Consider the following 22,077-nt stretch of genomic DNA (forward strand, 5'->3'; position numbering starts at 1 on the left):
GGGCTATAGCCAAGCGGTAAGGCAACGGACTTTGACTCCGTCATGCGCTGGTTCGAATCCAGCTAGCCCAGCCATTTTTGCGGAAGTAGTTCAGTGGTAGAATACAACCTTGCCAAGGTTGGGGTCGCGGGTTCGAATCCCGTCTTCCGCTCCAATAAAATTTAATATGGCGGCATAGCCAAGTGGTAAGGCAGAGGTCTGCAAAACCTTTATCACCGGTTCAAATCCGGTTGCCGCCTTTTATTTTGTGCCGATGTGGCGGAATTGGCAGACGCGCACGACTCAAAATCGTGTTCCTTCGGGAGTGTCGGTTCGACCCCGACCATCGGTATCATGAACGGCGTAAAAAAGCTCTATACAATTAGTATAGAGCTTTTTTGTTTTCTTTTCATTACATGACAAAATAAGCAGAAAAAATATTGTATATACAATATTTCTTTCGAGTACTCTAGAGAGAATTTCTCCACCCCGGTGACATGAAGTTAAATCCGATACCACCAGTAGATATTAGTACATTATCAACGGTTAAGTTTGTAATCTCTAAAAACTTCTTTTTGTTAAATTATACTAGGTGCTTCTAAAATTCGTAATAAACGTAGGAATTCATGTATAATATAACTTGTCGAAAGAACAAAATGATAGTGATTTATATTATGTCTGTAATATGAATCAAAAATGAACTTTTTATATTTCTTTTAAAAATGTGTTGAACACACATTATATTTCATATTAATATTTTTATGTAGATTTAAAACGGGAAAGAGAGTGGAAAGTATGGGCCGTAAATGGAACAATATTAAAGACAAAAAAGCATCAAAAGATGCAAATACAAGCCGTATATACGCGAAATTTGGGCGTGAAATTTATGTGGCAGCAAAACAAGGCGAGCCAGATCCAGAATCAAACCAAGCGCTAAGAGTTGTATTAGAGCGTGCGAAAACATACAATGTTCCAAGAACAATTATTGATCGTGCAGTTGAAAAAGCAAAAGGCGGTTCAGAAGAAAATTATGACGAGCTTCGTTATGAAGGATTCGGACCAAATGGAGCTATGGTTATTGTAGATACACTTACAAATAACGTAAACCGTACTGCAGCAGATGTACGAGCTGCATTTAGCAAAAACAGTGGTAATATGGGTGTGAACGGTTCTGTAGCTTACATGTTTGATGCGACAGCTGTTATCGGCCTTGAAGGTAAAACATCAGATGAAGTTCTTGAAATTTTAATGGAAGCAGATGTAGATGCACGTGACATTCTAGAAGAAGAAGATTCTGTTATCGTGTATGCTGAACCAGATCAATTCCATGCAGTACAATCTGCACTTAAAGGTGCTGGCGTTGAGGAGTTTACAGTTGCAGAATTAACAATGCTTGCACAAAGTGATGTAACACTTCCTGAAGATGCTCAAGCACAATTTGAGAAAATGGTTGATGCATTAGAAGATTTGGAAGATGTTCAACAAGTTTATCACAACGTAGACTTAGGAGAGTAATACGATAGATGACCCTTTTCGCTTAGCGGATAGGGTCTTTTTTATAAAGTTAATTAAGGTGATGAAGTATTAAAGGTATTTTGTTGTAGGTAGTGAATATGATTATAGGGATATATAAAATATTCATTATCTCTAGGAGGCTTAATATGGAACATAAGACACCAAAGCATATAGTTGCTGTAGCAGGTTATTTAACAAATGAAAAAAATGAAGTGTTATTAACAAAAGTGCACTGGCGAGCTGATACGTGGGAGTTGCCAGGAGGACAGGTAGAAGAAGGCGAAGCGCTCGATCAAGCTGTCTGTAGGGAAATAAAAGAGGAAACAGGGTTAACGGTGAAGCCTATCGGAATTACAGGGGTTTATTATAATACCTCTATGCATATTCTAGCTGTTGTTTTTAAAGTAGCATATATAAGTGGTGAAATAAAAACTCAACCTGAAGAGATACAAGAGGCTAAATTTGTTGATTTAAATGAAGAGAACATAGATGAGTATATAACGCGTCCTCATATGAAATCCAGAACGCTTGATGCAATGAGAGCAACACATTTTATTCCGTATGAAACGTGGGAAGTACAGCCGTATAATTTAATAGGAAGATTGTAAAGAAAAGAGTAGCCGATTTGAGATACATTCGAATCACTACTCTTTTTTGTATACTGTTTAAGAAAAAGGTCAAAATAATAATAGCACTAGTATTGATTTGCAGAACGTTTGTTCTGTATAATAAATCTATATGTTATATACATTTAGATTACTAGATAGTCAAAAGTATATATATTTGTAGATGATATAATTAAAGTGTAAAGTGAAAATATAATAGTCTTAAGGGTTTCTCTTTTATTGGTTATTCGTGCTTTAACATAACCTATATTCAATATTTCAGATGAATAGTAGATAAAAAAATACTGTGATACAATACTTTTTTATCCCACTATTTGCTGGGCAGTAAGCCTGATTGATGAGGGGTCATTAAAGCTTCACTTTATACCTTACAATGATGTAAGGTACGTGTAAGAGAAATCGATGGGATATTTTTTTACAACAATGTATTCTTAAAGTAAGAGTTATATGCTGTGTGGAAAAGAGGTGTTCAAGATGAAAGAACGAGTATTATCTAGGGTGAACTATCATCAAAAAGTTGCATTAAATCCAATGACTAAACTTTTTTATAAAGCCATTATATTATTATTATTGTTAAGTTGTACGTTATTATTCGTTGGAAATGTAATGATTGAGAAAAGTGATATTAGTAAATTACATGTACCGGCTAAGTTAGAGGTGCCAGAATCATTAACACATGCATTTATTGCGACAGAAGATAAAAGATTTTATCATCATAACGGTTTAGATTATATAGCAATTATTAGGGCCTCAGTTGAGAATATAAAGGCTGGTGGTGTCGTGCAAGGAGGAAGTACGATTACACAACAGCTATCTAAAAATGCCTTTTTAACAAATGAACGTACATTTTCTCGTAAGTGGAAAGAGATTTTTTATACGAAAAAAATTGAACGCACATTTACGAAGGATGAAATTTTAAAATTATATGTAAGTAATATTTATTATGGAGAAGGAGCATGGGGAATTGAAAAAGCAGCAAACCTTTACTTCGGTAAAAAGGTGAACCAATTAACGTTGGCTGAAAGTGCAATGATGGCTGCTGTAGTAAAAGCACCTGCTTATTACTCACCTGCCCAAAACTATGATAAAGCAGTAGAGAGACGAAATGTCGTTTTGAGACTAATGGAGAAAGAAGGCTATATAAGCCATGATGAGTATGTTCAAGCAGTTAGTGAGAAATTAGTAATTCGTCATGATATAAAAATAGAGCAGTCGATGTTAAATAGCGCGCGTAAAAAAGCAGTAAGTTAAGAGAAGTTCCTACAGAGGAGCTTCTTTTTTTGAATAAATTGTGACAAATTGTGACACAATATCGTCACAATTATTGTGTTTTTGTAATTTATGTGAGCGTGTTCATTGCGTGACGTATATAAGTGTTGATATTATGTGTATTGTGTACAATGCTGTATACAGAATATGAATTTAAAGAGGAATGTATATGAAATCAAATAAACTCATGGCTCTTGGTATAGTTTTTTCTATCGCAGTATTGATTGTAATTGGAACAATTGCGTATAGCATCATAAATGACAAAAAAGATAAAGGGAATGAGATGTTTGCTTATTCTACGCAACAATCTTTAGGGAAAGATGATGCTCCAGTTAAGGTAGTTGAATTTGGAGACTTTAAATGTCCTGCTTGTCGTACTTGGGATGTAACAGTATTACCTCGATTAAAAGAAGAGTATATTGATAAAGGCAAAGTGCAGTTATATTTTATTAACTTCCCATTTATCGGAAAAGACTCGGATTTAGGTGCAGCAGCTGGTGAAGCAATTTATAAACAAGATAAAGATTCATTCTGGATTTTCTATGATGAGATTTATCAAAATCAAAAGAAAGATACGGAAGAATGGATTACAGAAGATTTGCTTCTTAGCATTGTGAAAGAGAAACTTCCAAAAGTTGATGTAGAGCAATTTAAGAAAGATTTACACAGTAAAGACATTAAAGAAAAAGTACGTAAAGATTCAGATCGTGCTCAAAAATTAAAAGTTCAAGGTGCTCCTTCTGTATATGTAAACGGAAATCTTGCAAACCCTGATTTCGATAGTATGAAGAAGGCAATTGATAAAGAATTGAAAAAGTGATGAGGTCTCTCATCACTTTTTCGACTTTTTTCGATAAAATTCTTGCCTCTACTTTTTTTACATGCTATACTACTTTACATAAGTTATTCTAATATCTTATATGTAATTCATATTTGCGGGTGTAGTTTAGTGGTAAAACAAGAGCCTTCCAAGCTCTGGTCGAGAGTTCGATTCTCTTCACCCGCTCCAAATTTTATTAAATGTTTTTCTATAAATTGTGATCAACGCAGTGTTTCGTTTCCGAGATAAACGAGGCATTGCGTTTTTTAATGTTTGAAAAACCTAATTACATGCGAAAATAGAAGTAAATAATAGTATTCCAAAAGTGAATTACTAACCAATAGAGTCGTTACATAAGGGATGGATTCATCTGAGGAGGCGATTAAGAGTGGATTTTGAACAATTAAAGCAAGATGTAATTGCGTATAGTAAAACAATTGGCATAGATAAAATAGGCTTTGCGAGTGCTTCTCCTTTTGAGGAATTAAAGCAGCGCTTAATCCAGCAACAACAATTAAATTATCAATCTGGATTTGAAGAGCCTGATATAGAGAAGAGAACGAATCCGCAACTGTTATTACCGGGTGCTAAATCAATTATTGCGATTGCTTTAGCATATCCTTCAAAATTAAAAAATGCACCATTAAGTAAGCGTGGAGAACGCCGTGGGATTTTTTGTCGTGCTTCTTGGGGACAAGATTATCATCTTGTTTTACGAGATCGTTTGCAAAAATTAGAAGCATATTTAATTGAAAAACTTCCGGATATAGAAGTGAAGTCCATGGTTGATACAGGTGAATTAAGTGATCGAGCTGTATCAGAGCGTGCAGGCATTGGATGGAGCGGTAAAAACTGCTCTATTATTACACCTGAATTTGGTTCGTACGTATACTTAGGGGAAATGATTACAAATGTTCCATTCCCGCCAGATAAGCCGATAGAAGATCAATGCGGGGGCTGTACGAAATGTATCGATATTTGTCCTACCGGTGCTTTAATACAGGGGGGACAGTTAGATTCGAAGAAGTGCATTGCGTTTTTAACACAGACGAAAGGATTCCTACCTGAAGAATATCGCGATAAAATAGGAAATCGTATATATGGATGTGATACGTGTCAGACTGTTTGCCCGAAAAACAAAGGAATGGATTTTCATAATCATCCTGAGATGGAGCCGGATCCTGAGCTAGTTAAACCATTATTAACGCCACTTTTAACAATTAGTAATCGTGATTTTAAAGAGAAATATGGGATTATGTCAGGGTCATGGAGAGGGAAAAAGCCACTGCAAAGAAATGCGATTTTAGCATTAGCACATTTTAAAGAAACATCGGCAATTCCTGATTTAATTGGTGTTATGAAAGATGACCCAAGACCAGTACTACGCGGAACGGCAGCATGGGCACTTGGGAAAATTGGCGGAGATGGAGTAGGCGAAGCGATTGAGAAAGCGATGGAACGTGAGAAAGATGAAGAAGTGCTTCATGAAATGAATCGCGGGCTTGAATTGTTAGCACAGAAAAAAGAGTAGATAATATTTCCCTTTTTCATATTGTAATATGGGAGGGAGACAGAATGGTTGTAAAAACGAAGATTGAAAACCAAGTACAACAATTTTTAGCATATATAACGGAGAAAAGAACGAATGTGGATGGTATTGCTGAGGATTTACTACAAATGGCACTGAGAAAGAAACAATTGTTTCAAAGACGTAGTGCACATATAGTGAAAGCAACTGCGGATGTTTCTTTCATTAGACAATTAAATAGTAATGACCATCAAGAAATTGATTATCAAATACATTTTAAATATTTAATTAAGCATAAAGAATTATTTTATATTGAAGAGGAACAATTAAAACGAAGAGTTTGTTTAAATAATAGTCGGATTATAGGCGATTATGCTATTGAAGTGTCAGAAGAAATTAGAATGGGTGAGACATTAGAAAGGGAAATTACGAAAGAGAAGTACGGTTCTTATCAGTATAATCGTTTAGAGGCAGTGAAATATGCAGAGCGTTGGTGGGATGACCGAAATCCTATGTATCGTAATTTCCCTGATAATTGTACGAATTTCATTTCTCAATGTCTTCATACTGGAGAAGTACCTATGAGCGGATATCCTAATATTCGTAAAGGATGGTGGCAAAGGGAGAATCAGTGGAGCTGGAGCTGGGCTGTTGCACATTCTTTTTATTGGTATTTGTCAGGTGCTACAACAGGACTTCGAGCAGAGGCGGTAGAGAGGCCAGAAGAACTTATTCTTGGAGATGTCATTGCTTATGATTTCGAGGATGACGGAAGATGGAATCATACGACGATTGTAGTAGCAAAAGATGCAGATGGTATGCCGCTTGTAAATGCACATTCAGCGAATAGCCGTCGACGTTATTGGAACTATGAAGACTCTAGTAAATATACACCACAAATGAAATATAAATTCTTTCATATTATTAATGGGTAGAGATTTTTCGCTCAAGTGGTATAATACGTAGTAGACAAAAAACAGAGGTGAATATCGCGTGGGAGTACATGTTGTTTTATATCAGCCAGAAATTCCAGCAAATACAGGGAATATTGCTCGTACTTGTGCAGCAACTGGAACAGAATTACATTTGATTAGACCGCTTGGATTTTCAACGGATGATAAAATGTTAAAGCGTGCAGGATTAGATTATTGGCAGCACGTAAAAATTACGTACTATGATTCAATTGAAGAATTTTATGAAAAAAATAAAGACGGTGAATTCTTCTATTTAACAAAGTATGGCGAGAAAGCTCATACAGCGTTTGACTATAGCAAGCGCGAGAAGGATTACTATTTTGTATTTGGAAGAGAAACAAACGGCTTACCAGCTAATGTAATCGAAGAAAACTTTGATCATTGTTTACGTATTCCAATGACAGATAAAGTACGTTCATTAAATTTATCTAATACAGCAGCAATTTTAATTTATGAAGCGTTCCGTCAACAAAATTACCCTGGATTAGATTTAGAAATCGTTTATTAAAAGTCGCCATATGGCGACTTTTTTTTATAAAATAAAAATAATATATAATCATACATTTAAAAGAGAGGACATAATCATATAGAATGGGATATATGATTAAAAATAGATAAGACGGGTTGAGATAAATATGAAGGAAGAATATAGTAATCAAAATACCTTTTTAAGTATGATAGATATGGATTTAATTAGACAAGGATTATTACATGCTATTCAAGATTTAGTATTCATATTGAAAGTTATTGATAATGAAACGTTTCAATATATGTATGTGAATAAAATAGGAATGGATTATGCTAGGTTAAGCGAAGAGTGCTATGGAAAAACCTTTGCAGAAGTATTACCAAAAGATATAGCGGGGATATTGCAAAGGCAATATGCAAAAGTAGTGAGAGAAGCGAAAGCACACACCTTTTGTGATGTAGTCAATTTACCAAAAGGTGAGATACACTATGAATCTTCACTTAATCCTGTCTGCGACGAAGAAGGAATATGTCAATTTGTTATTTGTATTACAAGAGATATTACAGCTCAAATTGAGGAGAAGACAGAGATAGAGGAAAAACAAATGTTATTTAAGTCGTTACTGGAATATAATAATGACTCAATTATATCTATAGATTCTATAGGGAGAGTTACATATGCAAATCCGGCAACGTATGAAATATTTGGATATCGGTATGAGGAATTAAATAATAAATTTATTTTTGAATTCATTAATAAAGAATATGAAAAAGATTTTCAAATTATATTTAAGGGATCGATGCAAGGAAAAGCAAAACAAATTGTTTCAAAGAAATATGTTCATAAAGAAGGGTACGAGCTATATATTTCTTTGAGAACTATCCCGATTATTGTGAACGGTGAAATTGTTGGGATTTATATTGTTACGAGAGATGTTACAAGGCAAGTATTAAACGAAATGCGAACAGAATATTTAGCTTACTATGACCAGTTAACGGGATTAATGAATAGAATTTCATGTACAAATAAGTTAAATACTTTTTTAAATGAGAGTGTAAATTTTGCACTTGTATTTATAGATTTAGATGAGTTTCATCGTATTAATGATACATTTGGTCATAAAGAGGGAGATAAAGTATTACAAAAAGTTACAGAATGTTTAAGTAATCTAAAAATAGAAGATATGCACTTATTTAGAGAACACGATGATCAATTTGTTATGTTGATAGAAAATATAACGAAAGAATATGTAGAGGAAGTTGCAAAAAGCATATTAAAAAACATTAGTGAATATTTTGTAATCGAAGAAGAAGATGTATATTTAAGCGCGTCAATTGGAATTGTAATGGCTCCAACAGATGGAGAAGATGAAAAAATACTATTTCAGAGAGTCGATGCTGCTTTAGAAAAAGCAAAAGAAAAAGGAAAAGGACATTATCATTTTTATTGTAGTGGATTAGACTGTGAGCGTGAACAAAGGTTTATAATAGAAAACCAGTTACATCGTGCTATAGAAAAAAATGAATTTTTCTTATATTATCAGCCACAAATTAATATTGAAACGAAAAAAATAGCTAGTATGGAAGCTTTAATAAGGTGGGAGAATAAGGAATTAGGATTTGTTTCTCCAAACCAATTTATCCCGTTGGCAGAAAGAACAGGATTTATTATTAAGCTGGATGAATGGGTAGTAAATCAAGTGTGTCAGCAATTGCGCGAATGGTTAAATAAAGGGTATGATGTGGTCCCAATTGCAGTTAATATTTCAGCTAGACACTTTCGTTCTATTACATTAATAGAGATGATTACAAGGGCTTTAAATAAGTACAATGTACCAACTCATTTATTAGCGATAGAGGTTACAGAAGGAGCTCTTATACATAAAGATATATCGAAGAGAGTGTTACTACAATTAAAAGAGCAAAATTTAAAGATTCATTTAGATGATTTTGGAACAGGCTATTCATCTTTAAGTTATTTAAAAACATATCCAATTGATACTTTAAAAATTGATCGTTCTTTTATGGAAGGTATACATATAGATGAACGTGATACGAATATTACAGCTGCAATTATTCATTTAGCTCATACTTTAGAATTGAATGTAATTGCAGAAGGAGTAGAAAAAAAGGAGCAAATACAGTTTTTGAAAGAAAAGAATGTGAAGCTTGTACAAGGTTATTATTATAGCCGACCACTATCCAAATATGATATGGAAAATATGTATTATAAATAAAAAATGATGTGCTAAAAGCACATCATTTTTTATGTGTACCTGGTTTGTCATTGTAACCGGATGTAAAAATAGCTGTAAGAAATGTGAGTGATACACCTAAAATTAATAATAATTTCATACTAATATCCTCCTTACTTTTTTCGGTTCATGAGTTTTATTTATTACCCAAAATGTATGTAAGGTTCTTAGAAGAAAAGAATTTATTTATAATGAATAGCAGTGTAAAAACGTTAATACCTATATTATACAGAATTTTCTTTGAATTTTGGAGAGAATTTTAGTGTGCTATTATATATTTCGTTTTGATTTAAAGAATGTTTAAGGACATCCTAGCATACCTTTTATAATAATCCGATTGAACAAGGAGATGGGGGAGGAGCTATAATGGATATTCTAAAAAAGATTGAACAGCATCGAGCAGCAGAAGAGCGTTTACAATGGGAAGGTACGTTTGCGGAGTATTTGGAGCTTGTGAAAGAAAGACCATGGGTGGCTCAAACAGCACACTCTCGCATTTACAATATGATAAAAGATGCTGGAATTGAAGAAGTCGATGGTAGAAGAAAGTATAACTTCTTTAGTAATCAGCTCTTTGGATTAGAGGATGCTCTAGAACGTCTTGTAGAGGAATATTTTCATCCATCTGCAAAACGATTAGATGTTAGAAAAAGAATTTTATTATTAATGGGTCCTGTTAGTGGAGGGAAATCAACGTTAGTTACAATGTTGAAACGAGGATTAGAAACATATTCAAGAACAGATCGCGGAGCAATTTTTGCAATTAAAGGATGCCCAATGCACGAGGATCCACTGCATTTAATTCCACATCATTTACGAGATGATTTCTTTGATGAGTATGGGGTTAGAATTGAAGGGAATTTATCACCACTAAATGTCATGCGTTTAGAGCAAGAATACGGATCAAGAATTGAGGATGTAGTTGTAGAGCGTATTTTCTTCTCTGAAGATCGTCGTACAGGGATTGGTACATTTAGCCCGTCTGATCCAAAATCACAAGATATTGCAGATTTAACAGGTAGTCTGGACTTTTCTACGATTGCAGAATATGGTTCAGAATCAGATCCGCGTGCGTATCGATTTGATGGAGAATTAAATAAGGCAAACCGAGGAATGATGGAGTTCCAAGAGATGTTAAAATGCGATGAGAAGTTTTTATGGCACTTATTATCGCTTACGCAAGAAGGGAATTTCAAAGCGGGAAGATTTGCGCTTATTTCAGCAGATGAATTAATTGTAGCGCATACGAATGAAACAGAGTATCGCTCATTTATAGCAAATAAGAAAAATGAAGCATTGCACTCAAGAATTATTGTAATGCCAGTTCCTTATAATTTACGAGTAAGTGAAGAAGAACATATTTATGAAAAAATGATTCGTGAAAGTGATGTATCGAATGTTCACATTGCACCACACACACTTCGCGTTGCAGCAATGTTCACCATTTTAACTCGTTTAAAAGATCCGAAGCGTCCGGATATTGATTTAATTAAAAAGATGCGTTTGTATGATGGAGAAACGGTAGAAGGTTATAATGCGATTGATGTAGAAGAATTACAACGCGAATATCAAGATGAAGGTATGAAGGGTATTGATCCTCGTTATGTCATTAACCGAATTTCGTCTACAATCATTCGAAAAGAGGTACCATCTATTAACGCGTTAGATGTACTTAGATCTTTAAAAGATGGGCTAGATCAGCATCCATCCATTAGTAATGAAGACCGTGAACGTTACATGAACTTCATCTCATTAGCGAGAAAAGAATACGATGAAATCGCGAAGAAAGAAGTACAAAAAGCGTTTGTTTATTCATATGAAGAATCAGCTAAGACGCTTATGGATAATTACTTAGATAACGTCGAGGCGTACTGCAATAAATCGAAATTACGTGATCCGTTAACAGGAGAAGAAATGAGTCCAGATGAAAAATTAATGCGCTCAATTGAAGAGCAAATTGGAATTTCAGAAAATGCTAAGAAAGCGTTCCGTGAAGAGATTTTAATTCGCATTTCTGCTTATGCCCGTAAAGGAAAACGCTTTGATTATAATTCACATGAACGTCTTCGTGAAGCGATTCAGAAAAAACTATTTGCTGATTTAAAAGATATAGTGAAAATTACAACGTCAACGAAAACGCCGGACGAAAATCAGCTTAAGAAAATCAATGATGTTGTTGCGCGTTTAATTGATGAGCATGGCTATAATTCTTCTTCAGCAAATGAATTACTACGCTATGTAGGTAGCTTGTTAAACAGATAGTTTGATAACAAAACGCTGTCTCTTGTATTTTGCGGGACAGCGTTTTATTATCCGTTCATATGTGTATAAAGTGTCATACCTTGTCCAAATGTAATAAATTAAGATGCAATTTTATGAATTTATTGTCAATTATTTTTACAATATGCATATGATAGAGTAACCAACCATTCATACGAAAAAAGCCAACACAATACAATATGTTGCAAAGTAAAAATATGTGCAACAATGCATTGTGTTTCTTTCTTATCAGTGGCTGAATATTTCTTTCTATTATGTGAGTGGCAAAATTTTGTTTAGGATGCTCGGGGTATTGTATGAAAAACGTTATAAATGTTTATGGGATGATTTTCTGTGGGCAGTTACCTTTCAAACATTCTAGCTTGCACATTACAGAACAAAATTTATAGATTGCTGTTCATACAGGAAGACAATTACAGTAAGGAGGGAAAGGAATGGGCGAAGAAAATCAACCAAATTATACGATTTCACAGGAAAACTGGTCCCTCCATCGCAAAGGATATGACGACCAACAGCGCCATCAAGAAAAAGTACAAGAGGCAATTAAGAATAATTTACCCGATCTTGTAACAGAAGAAAGTATAGTTATGTCTAATGGCAAGGATGTTGTAAAAATACCAATTCGTTCTCTAGATGAATATAAGATTAGATACAATTATGATAAAAATAAACATGTTGGGCAAGGAAACGGTGACAGCAAAGTTGGTGATGTCGTTGCGAGAGATGGATCAGGTGGTCAAAAACAAAAAGGGCCAGGAAAAGGGCAAGGAGCAGGAGATGCAGCTGGGGAAGATTACTATGAAGCTGAAGTCTCTATTTTAGAATTAGAGCAAGCGTTTTTCAGAGAGTTAGAACTGCCTAATTTAAAGAGAAAAGAAATGGATGAAAACCGGATTGAACATGTTGAATTTAATGACATTAGAAAAACAGGATTATGGGGAAATATCGATAAGAAAAGAACAATGATATCCGCATATAAACGAAATGCAATGAGTGGTAAAGCATCTTTTCATCCAATTCACCAAGAAGACTTAAAGTTCCGCACTTGGAATGAAGTATTAAAGCCAGATTCAAAAGCTGTTGTATTAGCGATGATGGATACGAGTGGATCGATGGGAATATGGGAGAAATATATGGCACGTAGCTTCTTTTTCTGGATGACAAGATTTTTACGCACAAAGTATGAAACAGTAGATATTGAATTTATTGCCCATCATACGGAGGCAAAAGTAGTTCCAGAGGAAGAGTTTTTCTCAAAAGGAGAAAGTGGCGGAACGATTTGTTCTTCTGTATACAAAAAAGCACTCGAACTTATCGATAATAAATATTCACCAGACCGCTATAATATTTATCCATTCCATTTTTCAGATGGTGATAATTTAACATCAGATAATGCTAGATGTGTAAAACTTGTTGAAGAGCTAATGAAGAAGTGTAATATGTTTGGGTATGGGGAAGTGAATCAGTACAACCGCCATAGTACACTCATGTCAGCCTATAAAAATATTAAAGATGAAAACTTTAGATACTATATTTTAAAGCAAAAAGCAGACGTATTTCATGCGATGAAAAGCTTTTTTAGAGAAGAATCAGGTGAGAAAATGGCATAACCTCTTTTAAAGAGGTTCTTTTTTTGTAAACTTTTTATTTTCCTAGTTGACAATGATAATGAAAATCATTATCATTTATTCGAGAAATGATTACATTTCGAATTATATATTTCGGAGGAGATGTAAAGTTGAAACAAAATAAAAGAAAACGTATAAATGCAATGATTATAGCGGCAGCGTTATCACTTCCGTTTGCTGTTTATTCAACACCTGCTTTAGCGGCAGTAGCAATTGAGGCGAATAAAACTGGACAAGGTTTAGAAGATGGTACATATGATGCTGTTATTAAAGCGTATAAAGATAAAACGAATGAAGAGTCTATGGCAGCTGTTTATATAAAGGATCCGAAATTAACAATTGAGAATGGAAAGAAAATTGTAACAGCAACATTAAGTGATAGTGATTTCTTTCAATACTTGAAAACAGAGGATATTCATACTCCAGGTGTGTTTCATGATGTGAAAGTAATATCAGAAGATAAAAAGAAAAATGGAACGAAAGTGATTCAGTTTGAAGTAGGGGAATTAGGAAAAAGGTATAATATGCGAATGCATATTTATATTCCAACAATGGCCTATGATAATAAGTACCAAGTACAGTTTGAAGTAAATACATTGAATTTAGAGAACAATGTTCCAGAAAAACAAAAGGAAAATAAAGAGGAGCAACAAGATGAAAACGGAAATGTAATATTAGATAAGCAATTACAAAAATATATTAATAAATATAACTTAAATAGAGATAATGTAGATGCGCCAATCACAAAGAAAGATTTATTACAAATTAAAACGTTATCCATTTATTCAGGTAAAGGAATAAATAAAATAACTGGTTTAGAGTATATGACAAACTTAGAGAAGTTGACGTTACGAGAGTCTAATGTAAAAGACATATCAGCCATCTCGAAGTTGAGAGGTTTGAAGTACGTTGATTTAACGTCTAATTCAATTGAAAGTATTCACCCAATTGAGCAGTTAGAGAATATTAATATGCTTTTTTTAAGAGATAATAAAATTTCTGATCTTACACCATTAAGTAAAATGAAAAAAATTAAAACATTAGATTTAATCGGTAATAACATTAAAGATATCCAGCCATTATTTACAGTATCAACTATGAAACAATTATACTTAGCAAATAATCAAATCAGTGATCTTACGGGAATTGATCGATTAAATAATGTGGAATTATTATGGATAGGGAACAATAAAATTAATAATGTTGAATCTATTAGTAAAATGAGTAATCTTATTGAACTAGAAATTTCTGATAGTGAAATAAAAGATATATCATCATTATCGCAATTAGGAAATTTACAAGTGCTGAATTTAGAAGAGAATTATATCTCTGATATATCGCCGTTGAGCACTTTAACAAATTTACATGAGATAAATCTTGGAGCAAATGAAATTTTTGACGTAAGGCCTGTTGAGGAATTAGGTAAGCGAATTTCAATTGATATTCAAAGACAAAAAATCTTTTTAAATGAAGGAAGCTTAGATGAAGAAATAAAAATCCCAGTATACAACCTTAAAGGAGAGCCACTTCAAAATATTAATTTGCAAAGTGAAGGGGCTACTCTGAATAACGGATTTATAAAATGGAATAGTCCTGGAGAAAAAATATATGAATTTAAACTAGATACTAATTCTACTGAAAGTAAAATAAGATTTAATGGTACGGTTATACAGAATATAGTTGAAAAACAAAAAGAAAGTCAAAATGTAATTCTCGATAAAACTTTACAACAACATATTAATAAAGAGAATTTAGGTAGAGAGAATTTAAACGCTCTTATCACAAAAGAAGATTTATTACAGATTAAAAAATTAGAGATACTTAAAGAAAAAGGAAATGAGATAAAAGATATAACAGGTTTAGAATACATGACGAACTTAGAAAAACTCACTTTAGAAGGAGTAGGTCTGAAAAATATTGAGTTCATCTCAAACTTGAAACAATTGAATAATGTGAATGTATCTCATAATCAAATTGAAGATATAACACCATTATCTTCATTGGAAAATTTACAGTGGTTAAATCTTGCGGACAATCATATTAAAGATGTAACGGTTATTGGTTCCATGCTAAACTTATTTAGCTTAAATTTAGCTGGGAATGAGATTCGTGATGTAAGGCCGTTAATACAATTAGGTCAGTGGTTTACAATTGATGTTGGAAGACAAAATATCATTTTAAATAATGCAAAAATAAACGAAGAAATTCAAGTTCCTGTATATGATTTAGAAGGAGAAAGTATTGAAAATATTCAATTGGCAAGTGAGGGAGGGACGTTTAATAACGGAGTAATAAAATGGAATACCCCAGGTGAAAAGGTGTATAAATTTGATTTAGATTCTGATGAAATTAGCATAAGGTTTAACGGAACGGTAATTCAAAATATAATTGAAAAAGAAGAAGTGAAAGAACCAGTAAAAGAAGTTGAAGAAACAAAAGAAGAAGAAAAAGAGCCGGTAAAAGAAGTTGAAGGTACAAAAGAAGAAGAAAAAGAGCCGGTAAAAGAAGTTGAAGAAACAAAAGAAGAAGTGAAAGAGCCGGTAAAAGAAGTTGAAGGTACAAAAGAAGAAGAAAAAGAGCCAACAAAAGAAGTTGAAGAAGCGAAAGAACCAAAGAAAGAAGTAAAAGAATCAGCAACAGGATTGGATCAAGAGCCAAAAGGGAATAATCAAGTTGTTGAAAACGAGGGAAGAAAAGCAGACACTTTAAATAAACAACATACTAATAAGCCAGAGGAAGGCAAGAAATTTTTACCATCAACAGGCGGTGAAGCTAGCACTTCGACTTTACTTTCTGGCATAACACTTGTTCTTTCCGCACTAAGTATGTTCGTATTTAGAAAGAGATTATTTAAGAAATAAATAACGTTTAATCTTATTATTATATATAATTAATTTTTGCTTTTTTGAGAAGACATTATCATGGCGGTTTTATTAGAAACATGCATATGATGATGTCTTTTTTTACTAGAGAAGGATATTACTAGTGATTGTCTAAGTGTATTAGAAAAGGAGGGGAAGTTATGCATATTAATTCTATTTCAAAGATCGAAGAAGCTACAGAATTTATTTCGATGATGAATAAAGATATTACGCAGCATGTTGGTTATTGCGGGGAAAATCATGAAGAAATATTGGACGCTATTCTTCATGGTTTTTCTGATATAGGGTGGGAGAAGTCTTTTGTCGTTTCTTATAATGATAATAATGAAATTGTAGGTGTATTAGGATTTGATATAGATAAGGTAAGCGAAAGTGCGGAGATTTGGGGGCCTTTTATTATAGCTTCGAATTGGGGAGAGATTGCTTTAAGTATGTGGAAGAAACTTATCGAGAAAATTCCACTTCATATTCAAAAGTTTCATGGATTTTATCACGTGAAAAATAGTAATGGCATCGACTTTATGAAATATTTACAAGCTAAAAAACAAGAGAAACATAGCGTTTTAATTTTAAAGAAAACTAATGTGGAGCAATGTACAATAAATCAAGTAGAGGAAGCATCTCAACAAGTATTTGAGCAGTTTATTGTTTTACATAATAATATTTTTCCTAATACATATTATGAAGGAAATGAAATCATTGAACGTTTAAGTGATACGAATAAATTATTTGTAAGTATGAAGAATGGTAAGTTAGAAGGTTATGTATATGTTGAAGTAAATCCGGAGTTTCATGAAGCGAATATTGAATTTATTGCAACCGCTGAAAATAGTAGAAGAAAAGGTGTCGGAGAGCGGATATTACAAGGGGCAATTCAGTATATTTTCTCCTTCCAAGGGATGAGAGAGATAGTACTATGTTTGAATACGAATAATGATCGTGCGATGAAATTGTACAAGAAAGTAGGTTTTGAGGAAAAAGCATGTTTACAACACTATATAATAGAGTGAAAAACCCATTCATATGAAAATGATATTTCATATGAATGGGTTTTATTACGGATTTAGAAGTGATTTGAGGCGCCAATCGTTACATAACCTTTTTTATTTTTTTCGGCACTTCTTTCGTTTGCAAATTAACATCTTCTTTTCGTAGCTCTTTAAAGAGTGAAGTAACCATAAGAACGACTACAATAGAAAATGGTAGCGCAGCAATTATAGCTGCGATTTGTAGTGCATTTAATCCTCCAGCTTGTAATAAAATAGCGGCAATTATCGCGATTGTTAATCCCCATATAAGTTTTAAACTATTTTTCGGTGATAAGCTTCCGTTACTCGTTTGCATGGAAACGACAAATGTTGCTGAATCGGCAGAAGTAACGAAAAATGTGGCTACTAGAATCAACCCGATAATCGTTAAAAATGTAGAGAATGGTAGGTGTGAAATAACAGCAAATAATCCAATCTCTGTACCATTTTTTGCAATTTCATCAGCTATTCCAAGCGATTGGAACATTTCCATATGGATTGCGGTACCACCAAATACTGCAAACCAAAATGTACAGATAAGAGTCGGGACTAATACAACTCCAAAAATAAATTCTTTTATTGTGCGCCCTTTAGAAATACGAGCGATGAATGTACCGACGAATGGAGACCAAGAAATCCACCATCCCCAATAGAAAATAGTCCAGTTTTCAATCCAAGAAGAAGATTTTTCATTAAATGCTCCTAAATTTAATCCCATACTAGGTAAAGCGCCGATATAAGAACCGAGTGTAGATGTGAAATATTTCATAATAAATACAGTTGGTCCTAAAAGTAAGAAAGAGATGAGTAAAATGCCTGCAAGAGAGAAATTCAAGTTACTCAAATATTTAATCCCACGATCTAAGCCAGTTTGTGCACTCGTTAAATATAAAACAGCGAAGATAGCTATAAGTACGAGCTGAGTAAGTAAAGTGTTATGAATGGAAGGGAATAAATAGCTTAATCCTCCAGCAATTTGTTGAGCACCAATCCCAACAGATGGCACAATGCCAAATACTGTGGCTAAAACAGCTAGAATATCAACTGTTTTTCCGATACGAGAATTTTTCGATCGATTAAATAATGGAGTAACTGTAGCCCCGATAGTGCTACCTTTTTGTTTGCGGAATGTGAAATATGCAATTGTTAAAGCGACCATTGCGTATAGTGACCACGGAAAGAGTCCCCAGTGGAAAAATGAATATTGCATAGCGAGTTTGGCACTTTCCTCTGTCCCCGCTTTTCCTGTTAATGGATCTGTAAAATGTGAAATCGGTTCAGCGATTCCATAAAAGAGGAGTCCAATTCCCATTCCTGCCCCAAACAACATGGATAGCCAAGATGGATAATTATATTTTGGCTTTTCTCCATCTTTACCAAGACGAATAGAACCGTACTTAGAAAATGCTAAATAAACAGCCAAAATAATCATTGTAGTCATAAGTAGAGAGTAAAACCACCCAAATTTATTGAGGATAAATGAGTTTAAAGAAGATGTAACACTTTGTAAATCGTAGCCTTGTATCCAACTTGCTGGGGTAATTCCCCATATAATGAATAATGTTGTTAGCAAGAAGGAGATATAAAATACACTGTTTTCTTTTTTTATCATAGAATCCCACCCTTATTTAATAAAGTTAACAATTATAATAATCATAACAATTAAGTTTTTAATTGTCAAAAAATTACCTTTTTATAATGTGAAAGGATGCAATTTGTTTTAGGGAGGTAAAGAGCAATGTGTTCACGATATGTACAAATTATAGGAAGAAATAATATGAAATATTGCATTTTATATTGTTACATCCAGATTTTATGTTAAATTCTTGAATGGAATATTAAAATAGGGGGCAAGGATATGAACAAGAAATCAAAGATCAATAAAGTGATGCTTAGCATTAGTACAATGGCTTTATCGTTAGGCGCACTTCAAACTCATGCAGCAGCGGAAGAAAAAGTACCGTATAACGTGTTGAAAACGAAACCGGTTGGAATTGAAAAGTCGGTAGATGAAGTTGGACATATTTCAAAAGTTGATGAAACTTTATCATTTCAAGAACGTTTAAAAGTAGGAGATTTTTCACAGCGACCAGCATCTATTACGAAGAAAACTGCAGTGAAGCAAGTTAAAGAAAGCTATTCAATGGCTGATTTAAACAAAATGAATGATCAAGAATTAGTTGAAACGTTAGGCAGTATTAAGTGGCACCACATTACAGACTTATTCCAGTTTAATGAAGATGCAAAGGCTTTTTATAAAGATAAAGGAAAAATGCAAGTCATTATAGATGAATTAGCTCATAGAGGTAGTACATTTACGAAAGATGATTCAAAAGGAATTCAAACGTTTACTGAAGTGCTGCGTTCAGCTTTTTATCTTGCATTTTATAATAGTGAATTAAGCGACTTAAATGAAAGAAGCTTCCAGGATAAATGTTTACCTGCTTTAAAAGCAATCGCAAAAAATCCAAACTTTAAGCTTGGTACAGTTGAACAAGATACAGTCGTATCTGCATACGGTAAATTAATTAGTAATGCTTCAAGCGATGTTGAAACGGTTCAATATGCATCGAATATTTTAAAGCAATACAATGATAATTATACTACTTATGTAAATGATCGAATGAAGGGACAAGCAATATACGATATTATGCAAGGTATTGACTATGATATACAGTCGTACTTAACTGAGGCTCGTAAAGAAGCGAATGAAACGATGTGGTATGGAAAAGTAGATGGGTTTATTAATGAAATAAATCGTATTGCTCTTCTAAATGAAGTAACGCCAGAAAATAAATGGCTCGTTAATAATGGCATTTATTTTGCTAGCCGTTTAGGGAAGTTTCATAGCAATCCAAATAAAGGATTAGAGGTTGTTACACAAGCAATGCATATGTACCCGCGCTTAAGTGAACCGTATTTTGTTGCGGTAGAACAAATTACAACAAATTATAATGGTAAAGATTATAGCGGGAATACAGTAGATTTAGAGAAAATACGTAAAGAAGGAAAAGAGCAATACTTACCAAAAACGTATACATTCGACGATGGATCAATTGTGTTCAAAACAGGAGATAAAGTATCAGAAGAAAAAATTAAGAGACTATATTGGGCTGCGAAGGAAGTAAAGGCACAGTACCACCGTGTAATTGGAAATGACAAAGCGTTAGAGCCAGGAAATGCGGATGATGTATTAACGATCGTAATTTATAATAGTCCAGATGAATATCAATTAAATAGACAATTGTATGGATATGAAACAAACAACGGTGGAATTTATATTGAAGAGACAGGTACATTCTTTACATATGAGCGTACACCGGAGCAAAGTATTTATAGTTTAGAAGAGTTATTCCGTCATGAATTTACTCATTACCTGCAAGGGAGATATGAAGTTCCTGGTTTATTTGGAAGAGGAGATATGTATCAAAATGAAAGGCTAACTTGGTTCCAAGAAGGAAATGCAGAGTTTTTCGCAGGATCTACTCGTACGAATAACGTTGTACCAAGAAAGAGTATAATTAGCGGATTATCATCTGATCCTGCAAGCCGTTATACAGCAGAGCGTACACTATTTGCTAAATACGGTTCTTGGGATTTCTATAATTACTCGTTCGCATTGCAGTCTTACTTATATACGCATCAGTTTGAAACATTTGATAAAATTCAAGATTTGATTCGTGCGAATGACGTGAAAAATTATGATGCATATCGTGAAAATCTAAGTAAAGATCCTAAGTTAAATAAAGAGTATCAAGAGTATATGCAGCAGTTAATTGATAATCAAGATAAATATAATGTACCGGAAGTAGCAGATGATTATTTAGCTGAACATGCACCGAAATCGTTAACTGAAGTGAAAAAAGAAATTAGTGATACGTTGCCTATGAAAGATACAAAAATGACAAAACATAATTCTCAATTCTTTAATACATTTACATTAGAAGGTACGTATACAGGTAGTGTCACAAAAGGTGAATCAGAAGATTGGAAAGCAATGAGTAAAAGAGTAAATGAATCTTTAGAACAATTGGCGCAAAAAGAATGGAGTGGCTACAAAACTGTTACAGCATACTTCGTCAATTATCGTGTGAATAGTTCAAATGAATTTGAATATGATGTAGTCTTCCATGGAATCGCAAAAGATGATGGAGAAAATAAAGCTCCAACGGTTAATATAAATGGCCCTTATAGCGGTCTTGTAAAAGAGGGAATTCAATTTAAAAGTGATGGCTCAAACGATGAAGATGGAAAAATTGTTTCTTATTTATGGGAATTTGGAGATGGAAGCACAAGTGCAGAAGTGAATCCAGTACATGTATATGAAAGAGAAGGTTCTTATAAAGTATCATTAAGAGTAAAAGATGATAAAGGCAAAGAGAGCAGAAGCGAAACAACTGTTACGATTAAAGATGGAAGTTTAACAGAATCAGAACCAAATAATCGTCTAGAAGAAGCAAATCGTATCGGGCTAAATAGTACGATAAAAGGCAGTCTTATTGGCGGGGACCACACTGATGTTTATACATTTAATGTAGCATCAGCGAAAGATATCGACATTTCTGTTTTAAATGAGTATGGAATTGGGATGACATGGGTACTTCACCATGAATCAGATATGCAAAATTATGCAGCTTACGGTCAAGCCAATGGGAATCATATAGAAGCGAAATTTAATGCAAAACCAGGCAAGTATTACTTGTATGTATATAAATATGATAATGGTGATGGAACGTACAAATTATCAGTAAAATAAGTGTCTTTCCAATGTATGTTTAACTTTACTTTTTGTGGAAAATAGTATATTATATAGATATATAATATA

Annotated in this window: 14 protein-coding genes, 4 tRNA genes and 1 pseudogene; 17 read left to right on the forward strand and 2 right to left on the reverse strand. The window is 33.5% G+C overall.

The genetic code is table 11. The features are described 5' to 3' along the window. Positions 1 to 79 precede the first annotated feature (79 nt). The 3 genes from HFD78_RS24790 to HFD78_RS24800 all read left to right on the forward strand — a co-directional run bounded on the left by HFD78_RS24790 (position 80) and on the right by HFD78_RS24800 (position 331). Positions 80 to 154: transfer RNA gene (locus HFD78_RS24790), tRNA-Gly, on the forward strand. A 14-nt stretch (positions 155 to 168) separates the two neighbouring features. Then, a tRNA-Cys gene (locus HFD78_RS24795) sits at positions 169 to 239 on the forward strand. A 10-nt stretch (positions 240 to 249) separates the two neighbouring features. Further along, positions 250 to 331: transfer RNA gene (locus HFD78_RS24800), tRNA-Leu, on the forward strand. Between the two features lie 117 nt (positions 332 to 448). Here the strand turns inward: HFD78_RS24800 and HFD78_RS24805 are convergent. Continuing rightward, positions 449 to 556, reverse strand: a pseudogene (locus tag HFD78_RS24805) (DUF3884 family protein); the annotation flags it as partial. A 218-nt stretch (positions 557 to 774) separates the two neighbouring features. Between HFD78_RS24805 and HFD78_RS24810 the strand changes: the two are divergent. From HFD78_RS24810 to HFD78_RS24870, 13 genes are all read left to right on the forward strand, one after another. Next, on the forward strand, positions 775 to 1,494 hold the full coding sequence (locus HFD78_RS24810) for a YebC/PmpR family DNA-binding transcriptional regulator (RefSeq protein WP_000532952.1): 720 nt from the start codon (positions 775 to 777) through the stop codon (positions 1,492 to 1,494). A 146-nt stretch (positions 1,495 to 1,640) separates the two neighbouring features. Beyond that, positions 1,641 to 2,102 carry an NUDIX hydrolase gene (locus HFD78_RS24815; protein ID WP_000400456.1) on the forward strand — a complete coding sequence of 154 codons (462 nt, stop codon included), beginning with the start codon at positions 1,641 to 1,643 and terminating at the stop codon, positions 2,100 to 2,102. Positions 2,103 to 2,594: 492 nt separating this feature from the next. Continuing rightward, entirely contained in the window at positions 2,595 to 3,371 is a 777-nt protein-coding gene (locus HFD78_RS24820; protein WP_000664720.1) for a transglycosylase domain-containing protein, read from the forward strand. Positions 3,372 to 3,558: 187 nt separating this feature from the next. Continuing rightward, positions 3,559 to 4,209, forward strand: a complete 651-nt coding sequence (locus HFD78_RS24825) for a DsbA family protein (RefSeq protein ID WP_000841306.1) — start codon at positions 3,559 to 3,561, stop codon at positions 4,207 to 4,209. A 115-nt stretch (positions 4,210 to 4,324) separates the two neighbouring features. After that, positions 4,325 to 4,398: transfer RNA gene (locus tag HFD78_RS24830), tRNA-Gly, on the forward strand. 199 nt (positions 4,399 to 4,597) lie between these two features. Then, positions 4,598 to 5,740, forward strand: coding sequence for a tRNA epoxyqueuosine(34) reductase QueG (gene queG, locus HFD78_RS24835; RefSeq protein ID WP_000345216.1), 1,143 nt, complete (start codon positions 4,598 to 4,600; stop codon positions 5,738 to 5,740). A gap of 44 nt (positions 5,741 to 5,784) precedes the next feature. After that, positions 5,785 to 6,672 carry an amidase domain-containing protein gene (locus tag HFD78_RS24840; protein WP_000260592.1) on the forward strand — a complete coding sequence of 296 codons (888 nt, stop codon included), beginning with the start codon at positions 5,785 to 5,787 and terminating at the stop codon, positions 6,670 to 6,672. 58 nt (positions 6,673 to 6,730) lie between these two features. After that, the gene (gene trmL / locus HFD78_RS24845; protein ID WP_000538147.1) at positions 6,731 to 7,219 is read left to right on the forward strand and encodes a tRNA (uridine(34)/cytosine(34)/5-carboxymethylaminomethyluridine(34)-2'-O)-methyltransferase TrmL; all 489 of its coding nucleotides are present in this window, start codon (positions 6,731 to 6,733) and stop codon (positions 7,217 to 7,219) included. 127 nt (positions 7,220 to 7,346) lie between these two features. Next, positions 7,347 to 9,416 carry a sensor domain-containing protein gene (locus tag HFD78_RS24850; protein ID WP_000657169.1) on the forward strand — a complete coding sequence of 690 codons (2,070 nt, stop codon included), beginning with the start codon at positions 7,347 to 7,349 and terminating at the stop codon, positions 9,414 to 9,416. Positions 9,417 to 9,800: 384 nt separating this feature from the next. After that, complete coding sequence (locus HFD78_RS24855; protein ID WP_000353273.1) at positions 9,801 to 11,696, forward strand: PrkA family serine protein kinase; 1,896 nt, start codon at positions 9,801 to 9,803, stop codon at positions 11,694 to 11,696. A gap of 452 nt (positions 11,697 to 12,148) precedes the next feature. Next, a complete protein-coding gene (gene yhbH, locus HFD78_RS24860; RefSeq protein WP_000503518.1) occupies positions 12,149 to 13,324 on the forward strand; it encodes a sporulation protein YhbH in 1,176 nt (391 codons plus the stop codon). A 128-nt stretch (positions 13,325 to 13,452) separates the two neighbouring features. After that, positions 13,453 to 16,203, forward strand: coding sequence for a leucine-rich repeat domain-containing protein (locus HFD78_RS24865; RefSeq protein WP_098023251.1), 2,751 nt, complete (start codon positions 13,453 to 13,455; stop codon positions 16,201 to 16,203). A gap of 161 nt (positions 16,204 to 16,364) precedes the next feature. Further along, on the forward strand, positions 16,365 to 17,234 hold the full coding sequence (locus HFD78_RS24870; RefSeq protein ID WP_000547924.1) for a GNAT family N-acetyltransferase: 870 nt from the start codon (positions 16,365 to 16,367) through the stop codon (positions 17,232 to 17,234). A 79-nt stretch (positions 17,235 to 17,313) separates the two neighbouring features. Here HFD78_RS24870 and opuD read toward each other — a convergent pair whose 3' ends face one another. Next, a complete protein-coding gene (gene opuD / locus HFD78_RS24875) occupies positions 17,314 to 18,864 on the reverse strand; it encodes a glycine betaine transporter OpuD (RefSeq protein ID WP_000591579.1) in 1,551 nt (516 codons plus the stop codon). A gap of 246 nt (positions 18,865 to 19,110) precedes the next feature. On the opposite strand from opuD, the gene colA reads away from it, so the two are divergent. Beyond that, positions 19,111 to 22,008 carry a collagenase ColA gene (colA, locus tag HFD78_RS24880; protein WP_191968125.1) on the forward strand — a complete coding sequence of 966 codons (2,898 nt, stop codon included), beginning with the start codon at positions 19,111 to 19,113 and terminating at the stop codon, positions 22,006 to 22,008. Positions 22,009 to 22,077: the final 69 nt, after the last annotated feature.

Source organism: Bacillus sp. EKM501B (genome assembly GCF_011800505.1).
In the GTDB taxonomy this organism is placed as follows: domain Bacteria; phylum Bacillota; class Bacilli; order Bacillales; family Bacillaceae_G; genus Bacillus_A; species Bacillus_A cereus.

What these genes read in the sequence shown, in the direction of transcription:
- HFD78_RS24840 (WP_000260592.1), top strand. Translation starts at nt 5,785, where the DNA reads ATGGTTGTAAAAACGAAGATTGAAAACCAAGTACAACAATTTTTAGCA.
- HFD78_RS24855 (WP_000353273.1), top strand. Translation starts at nt 9,801, where the DNA reads ATGGATATTCTAAAAAAGATTGAACAGCATCGAGCAGCAGAAGAGCGT.
- HFD78_RS24825 (WP_000841306.1), top strand. Translation starts at nt 3,559, where the DNA reads ATGAAATCAAATAAACTCATGGCTCTTGGTATAGTTTTTTCTATCGCA.
- yhbH (WP_000503518.1), top strand. Translation starts at nt 12,149, where the DNA reads ATGGGCGAAGAAAATCAACCAAATTATACGATTTCACAGGAAAACTGG.
- HFD78_RS24815 (WP_000400456.1), top strand. Translation starts at nt 1,641, where the DNA reads ATGGAACATAAGACACCAAAGCATATAGTTGCTGTAGCAGGTTATTTA.
- colA (WP_191968125.1), top strand. Translation starts at nt 19,111, where the DNA reads ATGAACAAGAAATCAAAGATCAATAAAGTGATGCTTAGCATTAGTACA.
- opuD (WP_000591579.1), bottom strand. Translation starts at nt 18,864, where the DNA reads ATGATAAAAAAAGAAAACAGTGTATTTTATATCTCCTTCTTGCTAACA.
- HFD78_RS24810 (WP_000532952.1), top strand. Translation starts at nt 775, where the DNA reads ATGGGCCGTAAATGGAACAATATTAAAGACAAAAAAGCATCAAAAGAT.
- HFD78_RS24870 (WP_000547924.1), top strand. Translation starts at nt 16,365, where the DNA reads ATGCATATTAATTCTATTTCAAAGATCGAAGAAGCTACAGAATTTATT.
- HFD78_RS24850 (WP_000657169.1), top strand. Translation starts at nt 7,347, where the DNA reads ATGAAGGAAGAATATAGTAATCAAAATACCTTTTTAAGTATGATAGAT.
- HFD78_RS24820 (WP_000664720.1), top strand. Translation starts at nt 2,595, where the DNA reads ATGAAAGAACGAGTATTATCTAGGGTGAACTATCATCAAAAAGTTGCA.